This window comes from Lichenicoccus roseus, assembly GCF_005844085.1.
GTDB lineage: Bacteria > Pseudomonadota > Alphaproteobacteria > Acetobacterales > Acetobacteraceae > Lichenicoccus > Lichenicoccus roseus.
In genome coordinates, this window is the sequence record NZ_VCDI01000014.1 from 15,068 (window position 1) to 30,590 (window position 15,523).

Consider the following 15,523-nt stretch of genomic DNA (forward strand, 5'->3'; position numbering starts at 1 on the left):
GTTGCAGACATGGCGATAACCGGTCCCTCAATCATCGAAACCCCCCAATCGGCTCAAGTGCTGTCGCTGAGCTCTCGGGCCTTCAAAATGGCGTACCCGGAGGTTCTCCATCAGGAGAGCATCACTTCAGACGCACTCGGGCGCATGCAGCCGACTTGGAACACCCCCGACTTTCCCGAGCGGCAAGTCACAGTCTCCATCCTCAATGAGGTCTACGTTGCGCAGGAGGGACTCGTTTTCGACGCCCATGGCAATTTGTTCGCCTCCAGTGTCACGCAACATGAACCCGACAAGATAGCCTTGGGATTCAACAGTGTCCTGAAGGCGCTTCGATCGGGCTGTGAGATGTACTGTAAGCGAACCGCAGTTCTTTGCAAGAAACGGGGAGCCGACAATTATGGCCACTGGCTGATGGAGATGCTTCCCAAAGCTTATCTATCAAGACTGTTTCTAGATCATGGGGACCTCGACTACCTTGTATCATACAACAAGAGCAGTCTTCGGACTGTCATACAGGACTCTCTCGCCATGCTCGATATCACGCGCAGGAGGACCCTCGAGACCGGGTTCGAAGCCGTCAAGGTGCAGTCCCTGGTTCTCTTTGACGGATTGACCAACCACGGCGTGTACATGTCTCCGATAGTCATGGATTGTATCGAAAGCGTCTCGGCGCGTGTTCAGGCCAAACCATCATCGAAAGTCTTTGTCACCCGGGAGAGCCAGTCGACCCGGCGGCTGGTTGATGAGGCTCCCATTCAGGAACTCGCGCGCATGCGGGGTTACGAAATTGTCGACCCTGGATCGCTCACCTTCTCCGAGCAGATTAGCGTGTTCAAGAGCGCTAAGCACGTTGTCGGGGTCATGGGGGCCGGAATGACGAATATTGCTCTCGCTCCCAGGCACTGTCGCGTGACCGTTTTGGCCCCCGCAGGCATGCCCGACACCTTCTTTTGGTTCATGGCGGGCCTGAAAGGCCAGCGCTACGAAGAGATCCGGTGCGGCCAGGCGGAGAATGGCGGGTCACGCCCAGATGCCGACCGCGACATCTTTATTCGCCATCATGACATCGAGAACTTGTTTGATGCCGAGCTCTAGGGCGTTCCGACAAAGGCGAAGATAAGTATGAGCAGCATGAACTCGCTTCCCTCCGAGACGCCATCGACGATCCTGAGCGTGGTTGAGCACAACGCTACGCTCATGCCGGACAAGGCTTTTCTGATCATGGAGGGGTATGCGGGAGGAAGACTCACGTTCAAGGCCTTGTGGGATCGGGCGACCGACCAAGCCGTCTTCTTTCAACGCATGGGTGTGGGTGCCGGGCAGACTGTTGCTTTGATGCTCAACGACGGCCCGTCCCTCGCGACAGCCTTCGTCGCAGCGATGCGCCTCGGCGCTATTCCGTTCATTATGCCGACCATCACCCACAAGCAGGATCCGACGCTGTTCTGGAACGCGCAGCATGGGGCGCTTAAGCGGGCGGAGGTCGCTCTGATAGTTGCCTCGGAGGTGACCGTAGATCACTTGTCGGTTAACTTACCGGGGTTCAATGACCTCGTCGTGGCCGTTGAGGCCATTCCCGCCAATGAGGATGCTGTTGCAGTTGAGCTTCCACCGCGATACTTGCTTGGCCCCGATACAGTCGCGTTTCTTCAACATAGTTCGGGCACAACCGGGGCAAAAAAGGGCGTCGTCATCACCCATGGCATGATGCTTTCCTTTGCAAACTCTGCCGCTCAAGCTCTTGCCTTGCATCCAAGTGATGTCATCGCGTCCTGGTTACCGCTCTACCATGACATGGGTCTGGTGGGATGCCTTGTGCTGCCCATGCTCATTGGTGCCACAGTCGTGCAAATTGATCCGTTCGACTGGGTCGTGGAGCCGGGTTTACTGCTTGAGCTCATCGAGCGGCATAAGGCCACGGTGTGCTGGCAGCCAAACTTTGCCTTCCAGCATATGCTGCGCTCGGTGTCGTCGAGCCGGAGTTTCAACCTATCGTCCATGCGATTGATGATTGATTGTTCCGAGCCCTGTAGGCCAGAAACATTGCGGCGTTTTCGAGAGCGCTTCTCTCGTTGTGGCCTCAGACCCACGGCCATCCAGGTGAGCTACGCGCTGGCTGAGAGCGTATTTACCGTAACACAGACTGACGAGAATGCCTCACCGCGGGTCATCGAGGCCGATATGGACGCTTATGTATTGGGCCGTATCGAACCGCGACTGGGAACCGCGCCGTTCACTGATTTTGTCTCCACTGGCGTTCCAATCCCCGGCTGCAGGGTGCGCATCGTGGACGACGGAGGCGGTGAAATGCAGGACCTCATGGTCGGCGAGATCGTTGTCAGCAGCACTTTTCTATTCTCTGGTTACTTCAAGAGCAATTTGGCCGAGAAGTCACTGACTCACGGAGAACTTCACACTGGCGATTACGGGTTCCTCGAAAAGGGAGAGCTGTTCGTGTGTGGCCGTCGAGATGAGATGCTCATCATAAACGGCAAGAACCTGTTCGCGTCTGACCTGGAGTTCTCCATAAACCAATCCTGCGGGATCAAAGCTGGCCGGTGTGTTGCTATCGCCCCTTACGACGTTCGGACCGGAAGCCGGACCCTTGTCATCATAGCCGAGACCGAAGAAATGAGCCTACACGCTAAGGAGGTGCTCGGACATGACGTTCGGAAGGTGATACTTGGAGAATTTGGCGTGGCTGCCCACGAAGTGTGTCTCGTGGAACCCGGTTGGCTCCAAAAGAGCACGAGCGGGAAAGTAGCTCGGGGCGCCAACGAACAGAAGTTTAACGAGTGGAGGAGCTTAGCGAAGTCAAGTTTTCCCGCGACCGTCGGCCAATAGTGAGAGATCCCTCACCAGGCGCTCCAGGTCGCCGACTGTATGAAGGTTGACTACCTGATGGCGTCCAATCCTGATGCTATACTCCTCTTCTAGCGCCATCAGCACACCAGCCAACGAGACAGAGTCCCAGCCTGAGATGTCGTCAAGAACGGTGTTAGGGGCAACATTGGTATCTGTCCCCGTTTCGGCTTGGACGAGGGCCTGAACAGACCGTTGAATATCGATCATTCTGCAAGGGCCTCGAGAGCGACCTGCTCAACCTGTCCAAGATCATTCGCTCGGATCTGGCACCATAACTTGCCAGCCCGGTCGCAGATTGTCGGCCAAGCCTCGGACGCCGGGATTTGAGCCTTTGAGTAGTCCAGGAAGCTGTCAATGTAGCCGGTCATCACAAACCGGCCCGTTCGCTCGACATGCCCGGCCTCTACACTACCGTCTGCAAGCCTGATGTGGAGGAGAAAGTTGTCTCCCCACCTTCGAAGACTCCAAGATAAGTCATCTATCTGCTCAGCTGAGGCCGAATGATTGGCCTTGAAGACAAAGAGGCGATCGCCGGATTTGAGATCGTCAATCAATAGTTGGCGTAAGAAATATAACTTCCTGATTTCCCTCTCGATCACCCGGACAACGCTCGCTTCGTCTTCTACGACTCCAGAGTGCGAGAAGAACTTATACTTGTCGTTCTTCGTTATATACTCGCGTCTGGGAGCATCTCCGCGAAGACTAAATGTCAGGCGAGCGAGGTTACAGAGGTCGACAAAGCCATCCTCGAGCCCAGTGAGAAGGGTTTCGATGGAGAGGCGAGAGAAGCGAAATAAGTCCTGGGGCTCAACGCCACAGCGCCTCTGAAAGAGGCCAAACTCGCAATTATCTCCGAGACTTGCGAAGTCAGCGAGGCTGGCCGGGCAAAAGGGCTCCAGCACCCGAGGATCTGTCCTGGCGATGTTTGCCTGATCGCTTAGCGCGTTCCCCATGCTCCCGGTCTGGTCAACAAGATAGGCCTCATGGACTCGAAGGGAGATTTTCCGGGAGTCGGGAGGTGTCGGGCTATCCGGAAACAGGGTCGTCAGCTGCAGCCAATCGGGGTGCTTCAAAACGACCTTCACACTCTCTCCAACCCGTTTCTCGTGCCCCGGCATTGGGACGATGACGAAAGTCGTCTCGGTGATGACCGGCAAGCTATGCGGGAACCCGTCCACGAGGACGGCCAAACGCTGCGGCCACACAGTTTCACCAAGGATGAGCGGAGAAATGCGAAGGATCAGGTAGAGCGTACTTGCCTCGCCTAGGCCTGGAATTTCCAGAACACTCTCATCATCGAGCATCCAGCGAAATCCGTCTTCCGATGCACCCCACCCAGTGCCGAGCATCTCGTCCTCGAGACCGGAGATCCCGAACGGCAAATGGCTGGTCGTGGAGAGTCTAATCATTCAGAAAAGCCCCGATACAATCCGAGTGAACGGGCGTTTATTGAAGTCGGCAGACACTACGTTCTGATGGCGTTTTAACAGCGTTCCGTGTATAGGGCAACGACATATGGCCTCATTCGGTGCCGAGATGGAAACTATAGAAAGCTCAGAGCTGGACAATGCGACCTGGACGTTTCGGCATGTAGGCGGCACTATAAATTCGACGGAATTTCGCTTTCTACAAAACGGAGCGATTGGCGGCTATACGCACCCAAATGAGTCTGCATGGAGATGCCGGGACGGTCTGCTGGAACTTCTTAACGAAGACGGTTCGGTCAGCAGCCGTTTCAGCGGTATCGAACGCGCCGACGGTTTACTGACCAGGATGACTGGCTCGTTCCTGCTAGACCCAAACCTTGACGTCGCCTTCGCACTGGAACGAAACAACCCAAGACTAGAGAGAACGCTACCTACCGGGAGCAAGGCCCATCTGGCGCAGCAAATACGAGACTTTGGTTGGGAGATCGGGGAGCACAGCTACGGCTTACCCCTCGTCTATGCGGTCGATGGAAATAACAAACTAAAGATTGGTAGGTTCTGCTCCATCGGACAAGCCGTCACAATCGTCCTTGTAAATCATCGCTCGGACTTTGTATCGACCTACCCCTTCTCGACGTATCGGCACGTGTGGCCGTCAGCTCCCATACTAGAAGACTATGTTGGTAAGGGCGACGTAATCATCGGCAACGATGTCTGGATCGGCCACGGCGTCTTCATCGCTTCGGGCGTCAAGATCGGGGACGGTGCCATAATAGGAGGCCAGTCGGTGGTCACCAAGGACGTCCCTGCCTATGCGGTCGTCGCCGGAAACCCGTCAAGGATCCTTCGCTATCGGTTTCCCATGCCGATTATCGAGGAGTTGCTTGAGATCAAGTGGTGGTATTGGCCAGATGATCGGCTCGAGCGAAGCCTGCCGTTCATGATGTCCGGGGACGTCCGTGCCTTCGTCGAACATGCTCGAGGGTCATAGGGCCTGCTGGCTGGCCGAAGGTACCAGAGCAATTGAGCTGCTGCGGAGCTAGTAATGGTCACGAAAGGACAATGGACCTTCATCCCGCCAAAGTTTTCATCAGGTCTGCTCTTCTTCAGCGTCCTCATCATCGAAGTCATAACCTACCACTTCATGGGGACAGACTCGCCGGTCTGGGTCACGAACGCTATCGGCGTCTCCATCCTCCTCCGCAATGACCCCGCAGCCTGGCCCAAATTACTCCTGCTGATCGTGTTGGCCGACACATCGGCGAGCCTCTTATTCGGCACCGGGTTCACTATCGGAGCTGGCTCTGGAGTCTGCGATGCTTTCGAAGTCGGTGCTGTTTCCTACACGCTAAGACTCATTTCCCGCAAAGAGCACATCTTCTCTAGCCTCGGCTCCATCTCGAGGTTTGCAGCCGTCGTCGTGAGCGTACCAGCGTTCAGTGCTGGTGGAGGCGCTATCCTACTCCATCTAGCCATCAAGGCCCCCTACGGGGTGACCTGGCGCGCTTGGTACTTCACCGCGATGTTTGGTCTTCTCATCGTCACGCCGTTCCTCCTCCTATGGACGGAGCCGGGACGGATTGGTGCCGTCTCACGATGGGGCCGTATGGAAATTGCACTGCTCACGGTTTTCGTTGGCGTCGTGGGGTGGATAAACTTCACGGAGCCAGCTTTACCGGGCCTGTTTTTAAGCTTCCCTGTCTTACTCCTTGCCGCCTTTCGCGGCGGTCTTCTTGGAGCGACGAGCGCCGCCATCGCGTTGGTTGTCGTAGCTACCTATCTCACCATGACCGGCCATGGCGAGATCGCTAAATATCCAGGCGCAACGCTCCCTGAGCGTATTCTCCTGCTTCAGTTCTACTTCGCGGCAGTCATCCTTTCCTCACTGCCCGTCGCCGTCACCCTGGAGCAACGGAAGCTTCTCAGCCAGTTCCAGACCGTCAGTGAGCTTTTCAGGATGGCTCGGCATGACTCCCTTACCGGGCTGCCGAACAGGCTACTCTTCCGCGAACGATTGTCGTGGATACAAGCAGAGGCACGCCAACAAGGCTCGCTCACCGCGCTCCTGATGGTAGATCTTGATCGCTTCAAGCCAGTCAACGATTTACATGGGCACTCGGTCGGCGACCGTCTTCTAGTAATGGTTGCAGACCGCCTTCGAGGCGTGACCCGGGCCAACGAGATTCTTGCCCGACTTGGTGGCGACGAATTTGCTTTGGCCGGTGAGGTGATCAGTGCCGATGTCGCGTGTGACCTTGCTCGAGGCATTATAGCGGCGATCTCTGAGCCCTTCAGCTTCATGGACCTTACCATTGAGATCGGTTGCAGCGTCGGGATCGTTCTTTCCCCGGCCGATGGGAGCGAGGTCGAACTAATGATAGAGCGGGCCGACTCGGCACTCTATGAGGCCAAGAGGGAGGGTCGGAACCTCTTTCGGTTTTTTGAATTGGGGATGGATGACGCGGTCCGAAGGCGGGCGGAGATGGAAGTCGAGCTTCGGCGAGCGCTTGCCCTGGATCAAGTGCTTCCGCACTTCCAGCCGATTGTTGCGTTGTCGGATGACAAGATAGTCGGGTTCGAGATGCTTGCTCGCTGGAGACATCTGACCCTGGGAGATATTCCGCCATCTGTCTTCATACCGCTTGCGGAGGCTCTTGGGTTGATACCAGTCTTATTCGAGCGACTGACCCGCCAGGCCTGCAAGGTCGCCCTTACCTGGCCTGAGCATGTCTTTCTCTCTGTGAATGTGTCGCCACTTCAGCTGCGAGATAGTTCCCTCCCCGCTCTCGTGAGGTCTATCCTCGCCGAGACTGGCTTGTCGGCGCTCAGGTTTGAGATTGAGCTGACCGAGAGCGCGCTTATAGATGACTATCATCGCGCCCATGACATCCTGGTGAGCCTGAAGACAATGGGCATAAGGCTGGCGCTCGACGACTTTGGGACAGGGTATTCAAGCCTTCGGCACCTTCAAGGTTTGCCCTTAGACAAGATCAAGATTGATAAGGGTTTTGTCGGCACTATGATGACTGTTTCAGCCAGCCGGAAGATAGTTGCTGGCGTTGTTGGGCTTGCCCAAAGCCTCGGCCTCCCGGTCGTTGCTGAAGGTATAGAGAACCCTGAATCAGCGGCGGCCTTAAATTTGCTAGGCTGTGACCTTGGCCAGGGCTGGCTTTATGGTCGAGCTGCTTCCGCTGACGAGGTTGCCGTCATGCTCGAGCTAGTTCACCAGCACTACCCAGGAGATGCGCAAGAGGTAACCGTCGAAGGTTAGGCCGTGCGTCAAAGCCCTCAGTCTGCCTCAGCTGCTTCAAGAGCATAGTGATTTTAGGCGAACCAATACTTCTTTCGCAGTCGCCTGTCGGTGGGCGTTGCGGTCTACTCAATTCCGGTCGCTCAACTTAGGGTTCAGACTCATAACTTGAAGTTGACGGTCGCGGCGAGGTAGATGCTGCTGGCGATGTTGATAGAAAGTTAGTCGTAGCAGGTGGCGATCCTGCGGTAGTTCTTCAGGTGATAGAAGATGCGCTCGATCGCGTTGCGGCGGCGATAGAGCACGCGGCTGAGGCAGCTTTCCCAGATCCGGTCCGCCTGGGCGGGATGTTCGGGTCGGCACCCTGCTGTTCGATCTGCTGGCGAATGGCGTTGGTGTCGTAGGCGCGGTCTGCCATGACCGAGGTGTTGTGCGGAAATGTTTGAAGCAAGCTCCCCACCGCCCGGCAGTCAGCGACATGGCCTGCGGTAAGGTAGAAGCCGACGAGGCGACCGAAGCCATCGGTCTGAGCATGGATCTTGGATGTGCGGCCGTCGCGGCTGACGCCGATGGCCTAAATTTGGCGCCCCCTTTTCCTCCAGCGGCGCTGCGGTGCGCCAAGATGTGAGTGCGCTCGAGGAGAAGCTCGGTAGGAGGGCCGCCTGCTTTCTCGAGCGTCTGAAACAGGCGCTGCTATATTCCGTCAGCGCTCCAGCGGACGAACCGGTTGTAGAGGGTCTTGCTTTGCCGTAGAGCGCCGGTGCATCAACCCACCGATCACCGGACTTCGGCACGTGCACGATGCCGCTGATCACCCCGCGGTCATCGACACGTGGCACGCCTTGGGACTTGCGCGGCAACGGCGGCGCCAGACGCTGCCGCTCGCTCAGCCAGAACTCCGTCGCGATCCGCGCCTCCGGCATCAGGAAAGTGAGTAATAGACTGTGGCCGTTGAAAATCCCGCCTAAGTGTCCGGGCCCTAAGACGATTTCGGGTTCCACAATGTCGAAGCGACCCTCCTCGCCAATTTTGTCGAAGACCTCCCCCCCAACGTCATGGAACGGCGCCGCGCTCCAACTCTGCCAGAAGAGGATATCGGTAGTTGAGGCTAGAGCATGCGGTCGTTGGATATAAGCATGCGTCAGCCTTCGATCCGGAATGCTTCATGGGTCCGCCTGGCAACGGTCTGGATCGAGGCGAAAGTATTTTGAGCCGGTGACCCAGTTCGTCAGTGAGAAGCCGCTGCTCGGACCGCCTTCGTGCTGGTGTCATTATGCTACTGCCACGCGGGCCGCACCTTATCTGCATAGGACAACAAATACATGGCTTCGTCTGAGTGAGTTAGCCGACGCCTGCCTGGACGGAGGTCCGGCCCGGAGGAGGTAGAATTCAGTAGTGGCATAACGGCGCGCCTCACCGAGTAGCGGCAGAAGGCCAACGGTCACCTTCGTTTCTCGGATGGCCGCGGGAGCCTACCTCCCGTTGTGGTGATCGAGTGTCGAGGTCTGGTAGGACATCACGCCCCTTGTTTGTCAGTAGATAAGAGGTCTTAATTTAGTGAGCCATGAGCGAAGGTGTCAGCCCGGATCAGCTTGCGGTAATGTTTGGCTGACCAGATTTGCCGGAAAGGCTGCTTTATTGGCAGACACGTAAAGCCTGAAGTTGCCACTTTTAACGGGTGCAACCAGCCCCGGCATGAGGAACTGAAGTTGCCTATGGGCAGCGAGACCATATTTGTGAATACTTGTCTCGACGCCCACAAGAGCCCACCACCACAAGCAATGCCTTTTCACAACTGTACTCTTGTCACTCGCTGACAGCTACCATCGACTACCGTCTCCCATACCTCGATCACCGTCCCGGGTATTTCAAGGTATTCTGCATAGCCGAGCGCACTCGCCTCCGTAGCTATATCGAGCAGCTGTATGTGGCAAACCAGACAGTCTTCCGTGAGAAAGCGGAAGATGTAGCAGGTCACCCCCAAGCATCCTGCAATGTCGACCCATTAGTCATCGTCGAACCTCGTGTGTCATCGTGCATCATAATCCTAGCCGACGGCCTCTCGTCAAATCTACACAACGCCACAAACCGCGGAATAGAAGGCATTGTTTTTGGTCGCGCTATCATTTGGAAAAGAATTACATGTCGATTTGCCGAAAGACAGCAAATCTTTTTAAGTAAATTCAAATGTAAAATTAACTTTACTTGAGAATATAATGTGCGACCAGTACGAGATGAGACTGGCGTGATATTATGATCTCAGGGAGATGGCAACCCAATGACGTCGCCCTTAGGCTACTAGGATGTCCACCTTCGACGACACGGGTCGGGAGCCGAGTCGGAACGCCGACAAGACCCGAAATAGTCTTCTTGAGGCTGGGGCTTACTGGTTCGCGCGGAAGACCTACGACCAAGTCAGCGTTCGCGAAATCGCAGACCGGGCTTGCGTCGCACCGGCTCTAATTAATCGATACTTTGGCTCCAAAGCTCTACTATATAGCGAGTTGCTTATAGAGGCCGCCGAGGCGGGTGGTCCTATGACCGGCGATGTTGCTTCGCTTGGTCTCAGACTAGCGGCACTTATGCAGGCCTGCCCCAATGGGGCCTACGCGATGCCTGGTGGCACCCAGTTGATGATCCTTTTGCAAGCTGTCGCGAGCGTTGGCTTGCAGGGCATCGTGGTCGAGCACATTCGTCATCTGGCGACTAAGCAGCTAGTTGTTTTGCTCGAGGGCGCGGAACGCGACGCACGAGCCGGGCTGATCGTTGGTTATCTCACCGGTTGCCTCGTGATAAGCCGGATGACCCCGTTGACTGTCAGCACCGGCCAATGCTTAGCGGATGCGATACAAGCTTGCGTTGACGCACGTCCTTGATTACCGCTTAAGTGAGTGCTATTCATCGATCACACAGCCATGCTATGCTAGAGCGTTTTCTGTCTCTTGACCCTGCCCATTTTTCATAACTTAAGATTCTGCCAAGCGTTGTCAGAGACATTGTTTGCCTAGGGACTTGCTCGTCCGAACATGTCACCGCTACCGTTGATGGCGGATACCAGCGCATACAGATCCTTGGCCCACCTGCCTCGTCGGCCTGACAGACTTAGGTCTAGGAGCCAAGCAGCAGCGCACCCTGACGTCGGCCGCATCCCGGCATTCCTAGTAACTAAGCGACTATCAGCTCGCTCTTCGGCACCTAAGGCGAACGGCTTGCGTGGCCAATGAGTGGTCATCGGGCCAAGCCTTTCTGCGGGCAAACGCTCACGGAATTTCCGACCGCCGGGTCGCTCGACGGCCTTCTAGATGGCCAACAGTTCCTGGGTGCTGCTGTGACCGTGCTTCACATGGCGCCAAACGACGTAGGCCGTGGTTCTAGACCCTGCACGGATCAGGACGTCGCGTTCACTTAGAGGATCGCCTGAGTTCCTGAGCCTGGGTTGGGCACTCGCGACGCACGTCCCTAACCCAACACGCTCGGTCAGCGACCGCGGACAGCCTGCCTTCGAAGGTCGCCGCAATGCCATCATCCCAGGTCATGCGACTAGATCTGACAGACCATTGCTGCCCCCGTGGAACGTCGTGAGCGAACATATCGTTGCTAGAGGCAAGACTTGTCCTCTGGAAAGGCTCCGGATGCTTTACATACATGATGGCACCTCCCCGCCTCAGTTGCTTAGTGCTGGCCACCATGTTGCCTCAGATGCTGTCTGGATTGACTTAGTCAACCCGTCTGACGAAGAGCGGGCCGCGGCCGAGCGCATCACCGGCATGCGCGTTCCGTCCCTCGAAGAAATCACGGAAGTCGAAAGTTCCTCACGGGTATTCAGCGAGCGCGGCGCCGCTTACTTCAGCATGCCCGGCACCTTCCTGGGTGCCGATGGGCAGGCGCAGGCAACACCCATTAGCTTCGTGATCTCGCCGCAGCGGCTGATCACGCTCCGGTTCGAGAAGCTGCCAGCATTCGCTGCCTTTTCCGCCCGCTTCGAGCGCTCGGGCACCACAGGCAGCTACGAGGTCTTCGTCGGCCTACTGGAAGCCATCGTTGACCGGATAGCAGATACGCTCGAACGAATCGGAGCAGACCTCCTTCGGCAATCAAAGGGAACCTTCCGCACCGGAAGTGCTCAAGCGACGCGCAATATGCGGAGGACGGATCAAGAGCTTCGGGCCATTCTAACGGCTGTAGGAGAGACCGGTGACGCGCTCGGGACGCTCCGGGACAGCGTGGTGGGCATCGGACGCATTGCCTCATACGCTCAGCAAGTCGGAGATGCGTGGACGCCTCCTGAGCTGAAAGTCCGCATCCAGACCTTGCGGCAGGACATTGCCTCACTCAACGATTACGACCAGCAGCTCTCCAACAAGGTCAACTTCCTCCTGGACGCTGTCCTGGGGTTCATCAACATCGAGCAGAACAACGGTGTGAGGGTTCTAACCATCGCGTCCGTCGTCGGCATACCACCGACCTTTGTTGTTGGCCTCTACGGCATGAACTTCAAAAACATGCCGGAGCTGAATTGGGCCTACGGCTACGAGTTTGGCTGGGCGATGATTATCGTCAGCATCATCGTCCCACTGGTCTGGTTCCGGTCGAGGGGCTGGCTTTAGAGAGCGTACTATGGGGTAGGGTGCTAATGGGGGGTGTGGTGAGCCGGAACCAGCGGACCCTGAGGCGGTTGGCTCTCGTCATAGGAGGTTGCCATCACCCGCCCATCCCTGAAGCCAATCGCAGAGCAGGTCATCGTCATCACCGGGGGGACCTCCGGCATTGGGCTGACCACAGCTCGAATGCTAGCCGAGCACGGGGCCAAGCTGTTCCTCGTTGCTCGTAATGAAGAGGCGCTACGCGCGCTCAGCGCGGAGATCCGGGGAAAAGGAGGAACCGCGGACTATGCCGTTGCGGATGTCGCCGACTATGAGCACCTACAAGCCGCCTCTGCTAAAGCAATCGCGACCTTCGGCGGGTTCGATACTTGGATAAATGATGCTGGCGCCTTTATCTACGGCCGACTGGATGAAGTCTCGCTCGCCGACCAGCGCAGACTCTTTAATGTCACCTATTGGGGGGTAGTCCACGGCACACTCATTGCCGCCGAGCACCTTAAGGTCACCGGTGGCGCCGTGATTAATGTCGGCAGCGTCCTGGGCGAGATAGCCATCCCCTACCAAGGCCCGTACTGTGCGTCGAAGTTTGCGGTAAAGGGCTTTACCGAGGCCTTCCGGCGGGAAGCTGAAGCTAGTCATCATCCAATCTCGGTGACCTTAATCAAGCCCGCCGCCATCAATACGCCCTTCACCGACCATGCCCGCAACCGAATGGATTCAAAAGGCACGCGCAACCCACCTCCTGCCTACGACGCCCACCTGGTCGCCCGCGCCATCATGCACGCTTGCACGACACCCGTCCGGGATCTGACCATTGGCGGCGCGGGCGGCATAAGCATGGTTGTTGGCAATCGAATGGCCCCACGCGTCATGGACTGGATGTTTGCAAAGTTCGGTCACACCAGCATGACAACCGAGCTAGAGGGCGACAAGGCGCAGCGCGACAACCTATATGAGCCCCGTGAGGACCTTCACGATGAGAGCAGCCTGCATCCGTTGACCCGCAGGACGAGCCTGGCGCTTGAGGTACAGCTTAATCCAGGGCCGACCGCCGCTGTCGCAGGAGGTCTTGCAGCTATCGCCCTTGCCGTCGGCAGCACACGCCGTCGGCTAAGCAGGCGTCGCTAGATGCCGCACCTTGCACATGAGGGGAAGTCCGGACAGGCAAGAACTTCGGTCTGAAGTCTCTTCCTTGCTTACGCCGCGACGCTGCTAACTGTCGGGGGTGGTATGGCGGCACTGATGCTTGACGGGAAGGCCGCGGTTCGGGCTGAACGCCTCACCATTGGTTCTCAGGCGCTGTCCCCTGCTTCCTAGCCGGTGTCCGACGCGGCCTGAGCTTCAGGCAAGTTACACTGGCCAACAGCAAGGCAGATCAGTTCCATGTTTGCTGTGTTGATGCGCCATATCCAGAGCAGGTTTCCGATCGGAACTATGCGGCGGGCGTGGTAGTTGCTGATCGAATAGTCCCGATAGACCCTAAAGCTCTGTTGGTTGTCTAATCATTGCCCCAACGAGGAGAAGAAGCATGGCCTCAGAAAAGATTGTCGCCGTTTACGACACCTTCGCCCATGCGGAAATGGCTGCCCAAGATTTGCTGGCTGCGGGTGTGCCTCCAGAGGCCATCAGCCGTCACTCGAATACCGGCTCGTCACCTGGGACGACTAAGAGCCCAAATGCTCCGACTCGAGAGAAGGGCTTCTGGGCCCAAGTGCTCGGTGGCGAACCTGACCAAGACGCTACGGTCTACGAGCGAAGTGTTTCAGGCGGATCGACGGTCGTCACCGTAGACGCACCAGATGAACACATATCAGCGGTGACTGCCATCCTCGAAAGCCATCATCCAATCGACCTTGACGAGCGTGCATCGAGCTACGCCCTGGCCGACAAGACTTCGGCTTCTTTACCTGACGTAGCCGCAAGTCGGGTCGCGTCTGTTCCGGCCGCAGACATCATCCCGCTCGCCGAGGAGCAACTTGTCGTCGGCAAGCGACTGGTCAACCGCGGCAGCACCCGCGTGCGGCGGTTTGTCGTCGAGACGCCCGTCGAGGAGCAGGTAACCCTACGTGATGAGGTGGTCACGATCGAGCGTCGTCCCGTCACCGACGCCAGTCAGCCCGCTGACTCTTTTTCTGACAAAGTCATCGAGATGGCTGAGAGCGGTGAAGAGGCCGTCGCTGGCAAGACAGCGCACGTCTATGAGGAGGTTAGTCTGCATAAGGAAGTGATTGACCGGGTCGAGACCGTGAAGGATACGGTCCGCCGTGAGGATGTCCAGATTGATCAGGTGCCGAGTGAGGCGGCTGGAACTGGCATGACATCACCCTCAAAGTCGACTGCGAGCAACCTCCACTAGGCAAATAATGATGGCTGCCTGGGCGCGTCTTGAACGGAGCGACAACAAGTGTCAGGCAAGTCAGTCCGTATCAAACTCGATGAGCATAAGAGTCTCTCCGGGCTCCTGCTCATGCCTAAAGGCGCTATAGCTTGTTATGTGCTTGCTCATGGCGCTGGAGCGGGCATGGGCCACCCGTTTCTAGAGGCAGTCGCGGACGGGCTGGCTGCTCGCCAGATTGCGACCTTGCGCTACCAGTTCCCCTCCATGGAAGGCGGGTCAAAAAGACCGGATAAGCCTGAGGTGGCCCACAAGGCCGTACGAGCGGCCGTTCAAGCCGCTGCTGCTTTAGCACCAAGTGTCCCACTCTTCGCAGGTGGCAAGAGCTTCGGTGGGCGGATGACGTCTCAGGCGCAAGCGGAGACTCCGCTTCCTAACGTCGCCGGTCTGATCCTCATTGGTTTTCCTCTCCACCCTCAAGGTAAACCTGCGCTTGATCGCGCCGAACATCTCGAACAGGTCAATATCTCAATGCTCTTCCTACAGGGAAGCCGGGATGCTCTCGCTAGCCTGCCGCTCATCACGAAGGTCACGAACAACCTTGGTAAGCTAGCAAAGCTTAAGATTGTCGAGCATGCCGATCATAGCTTTCATGTGCCTGTAAAATCAGGAACAACCGACAGTCAGGTCATGTCAGAGATACTCGACCTAATGGCAAGGTTTGTGTCGGCACAATCCCCATAGTTTTCCCCACGAAATACCCCTCCGACTGAGTTATTTGAAACTCTGCCGACGCAGCGTCTCGAGCAGCAGGGAAAAAGCGGTAGTCGGCTGTCGGCGGCTTGGGTAATACAGGTGGTAGCCCGAAATTTGCTGACACCAGTCACTAAGCACACGAATAAGGCGTCCCTCGTCGATACTGGGCTGCACCACATCTTCGGGCAGGTAGGCGAGGCCTAGGCCAGCTAGAGCAGATTCCGATCATTCCGGCTCATATCCTGCGGCTTTAAAGTAGTTCGCGCACTCGGTGGGAGAGAATTCA

Annotated in this window: 11 protein-coding genes and 2 pseudogenes; 9 read left to right on the forward strand and 4 right to left on the reverse strand. The window is 57.0% G+C overall.

Annotated elements, in window-relative coordinates; translation table 11 throughout:
- Window positions 1-9 precede the first annotated feature (9 nt).
- Both FE263_RS21320 and FE263_RS21325 read left to right on the forward strand, forming a co-directional pair.
- A complete protein-coding gene (locus tag FE263_RS21320) occupies window positions 10-1,095 on the forward strand; it encodes a glycosyltransferase family 61 protein (protein ID WP_138328068.1) in 1,086 nt (361 codons plus the stop codon).
- A gap of 27 nt (window positions 1,096-1,122) precedes the next feature.
- A complete protein-coding gene (locus FE263_RS21325; protein WP_138328069.1) occupies window positions 1,123-2,844 on the forward strand; it encodes an AMP-binding protein in 1,722 nt (573 codons plus the stop codon).
- On the opposite strand, the gene FE263_RS23040 is transcribed toward FE263_RS21325, so the two are convergent.
- Both FE263_RS23040 and FE263_RS21335 read right to left on the reverse strand, forming a co-directional pair.
- Window positions 2,815-3,072, reverse strand: a complete 258-nt coding sequence (locus FE263_RS23040) for an acyl carrier protein (protein WP_138328070.1) — start codon at window positions 3,070-3,072, stop codon at window positions 2,815-2,817. The two genes, FE263_RS21325 and FE263_RS23040, sit on opposite strands and share 30 nt — an antisense overlap.
- Complete coding sequence (locus tag FE263_RS21335; protein ID WP_138328071.1) at window positions 3,069-4,274, reverse strand: hypothetical protein; 1,206 nt, start codon at window positions 4,272-4,274, stop codon at window positions 3,069-3,071. Before FE263_RS21335 ends, FE263_RS23040 begins: the two co-directional genes overlap by 4 nt.
- 106 nt (window positions 4,275-4,380) lie before the next feature.
- Here FE263_RS21335 and FE263_RS21340 point away from each other — a divergent pair, with 106 nt between their 5' ends.
- Together FE263_RS21340 and FE263_RS21345 are read left to right on the forward strand one after the other, a co-directional pair.
- Window positions 4,381-5,283: a CatB-related O-acetyltransferase gene (locus tag FE263_RS21340; RefSeq protein ID WP_240760050.1), complete on the forward strand. Its 903-nt coding sequence runs from the start codon at window positions 4,381-4,383 to the stop codon at window positions 5,281-5,283.
- Window positions 5,284-5,337: 54 nt separating this feature from the next.
- Window positions 5,338-7,563, forward strand: coding sequence for a putative bifunctional diguanylate cyclase/phosphodiesterase (locus FE263_RS21345; RefSeq protein ID WP_138328072.1), 2,226 nt, complete (start codon window positions 5,338-5,340; stop codon window positions 7,561-7,563).
- A gap of 200 nt (window positions 7,564-7,763) precedes the next feature.
- Here FE263_RS21345 and FE263_RS21350 read toward each other — a convergent pair.
- A pseudogene (locus FE263_RS21350) lies at window positions 7,764-8,465 on the reverse strand (IS5 family transposase).
- Between the two features lie 1,380 nt (window positions 8,466-9,845).
- Here FE263_RS21350 and FE263_RS21355 point away from each other — a divergent pair.
- From FE263_RS21355 to FE263_RS21375, 5 genes are all read left to right on the forward strand, one after another.
- Window positions 9,846-10,418, forward strand: a complete 573-nt coding sequence (locus FE263_RS21355) for a TetR/AcrR family transcriptional regulator (protein WP_138328073.1) — start codon at window positions 9,846-9,848, stop codon at window positions 10,416-10,418.
- Between the two features lie 702 nt (window positions 10,419-11,120).
- Window positions 11,121-12,149 carry a magnesium transporter CorA family protein gene (locus FE263_RS21360; protein WP_205880492.1) on the forward strand — a complete coding sequence of 343 codons (1,029 nt, stop codon included), beginning with the start codon at window positions 11,121-11,123 and terminating at the stop codon, window positions 12,147-12,149.
- A 117-nt stretch (window positions 12,150-12,266) separates the two neighbouring features.
- Window positions 12,267-13,274: an SDR family oxidoreductase gene (locus FE263_RS21365; RefSeq protein WP_276611252.1), complete on the forward strand. Its 1,008-nt coding sequence runs from the start codon at window positions 12,267-12,269 to the stop codon at window positions 13,272-13,274.
- Between the two features lie 400 nt (window positions 13,275-13,674).
- The gene (locus FE263_RS21370; RefSeq protein ID WP_138328075.1) at window positions 13,675-14,502 is read left to right on the forward strand and encodes a YsnF/AvaK domain-containing protein; all 828 of its coding nucleotides are present in this window, start codon (window positions 13,675-13,677) and stop codon (window positions 14,500-14,502) included.
- Window positions 14,503-14,613: 111 nt separating this feature from the next.
- Complete coding sequence (locus FE263_RS21375) at window positions 14,614-15,225, forward strand: alpha/beta hydrolase family protein (RefSeq protein WP_338086755.1); 612 nt, start codon at window positions 14,614-14,616, stop codon at window positions 15,223-15,225.
- Window positions 15,226-15,255: 30 nt separating this feature from the next.
- Here FE263_RS21375 and FE263_RS21380 read toward each other — a convergent pair.
- Window positions 15,256-15,441: pseudogene (locus FE263_RS21380) on the reverse strand (LysR substrate-binding domain-containing protein); the annotation flags it as partial.
- Between the last annotated feature and the right edge of the window lie 82 nt (window positions 15,442-15,523).

Coding starts and splice junctions, on each gene's coding strand:
- FE263_RS21320 (WP_138328068.1), top strand. CDS start 10: ATGGCGATAACCGGTCCCTCAATCATCGAAACCCCCCAATCGGCTCAA.
- FE263_RS21325 (WP_138328069.1), top strand. CDS start 1,123: ATGAGCAGCATGAACTCGCTTCCCTCCGAGACGCCATCGACGATCCTG.
- FE263_RS23040 (WP_138328070.1), bottom strand. CDS start 3,072: ATGATCGATATTCAACGGTCTGTTCAGGCCCTCGTCCAAGCCGAAACG.
- FE263_RS21335 (WP_138328071.1), bottom strand. CDS start 4,274: ATGATTAGACTCTCCACGACCAGCCATTTGCCGTTCGGGATCTCCGGT.
- FE263_RS21340 (WP_240760050.1), top strand. CDS start 4,381: ATGGCCTCATTCGGTGCCGAGATGGAAACTATAGAAAGCTCAGAGCTG.
- FE263_RS21345 (WP_138328072.1), top strand. CDS start 5,338: ATGGTCACGAAAGGACAATGGACCTTCATCCCGCCAAAGTTTTCATCA.
- FE263_RS21355 (WP_138328073.1), top strand. CDS start 9,846: ATGTCCACCTTCGACGACACGGGTCGGGAGCCGAGTCGGAACGCCGAC.
- FE263_RS21370 (WP_138328075.1), top strand. CDS start 13,675: ATGGCCTCAGAAAAGATTGTCGCCGTTTACGACACCTTCGCCCATGCG.
- FE263_RS21375 (WP_338086755.1), top strand. CDS start 14,614: ATGCCTAAAGGCGCTATAGCTTGTTATGTGCTTGCTCATGGCGCTGGA.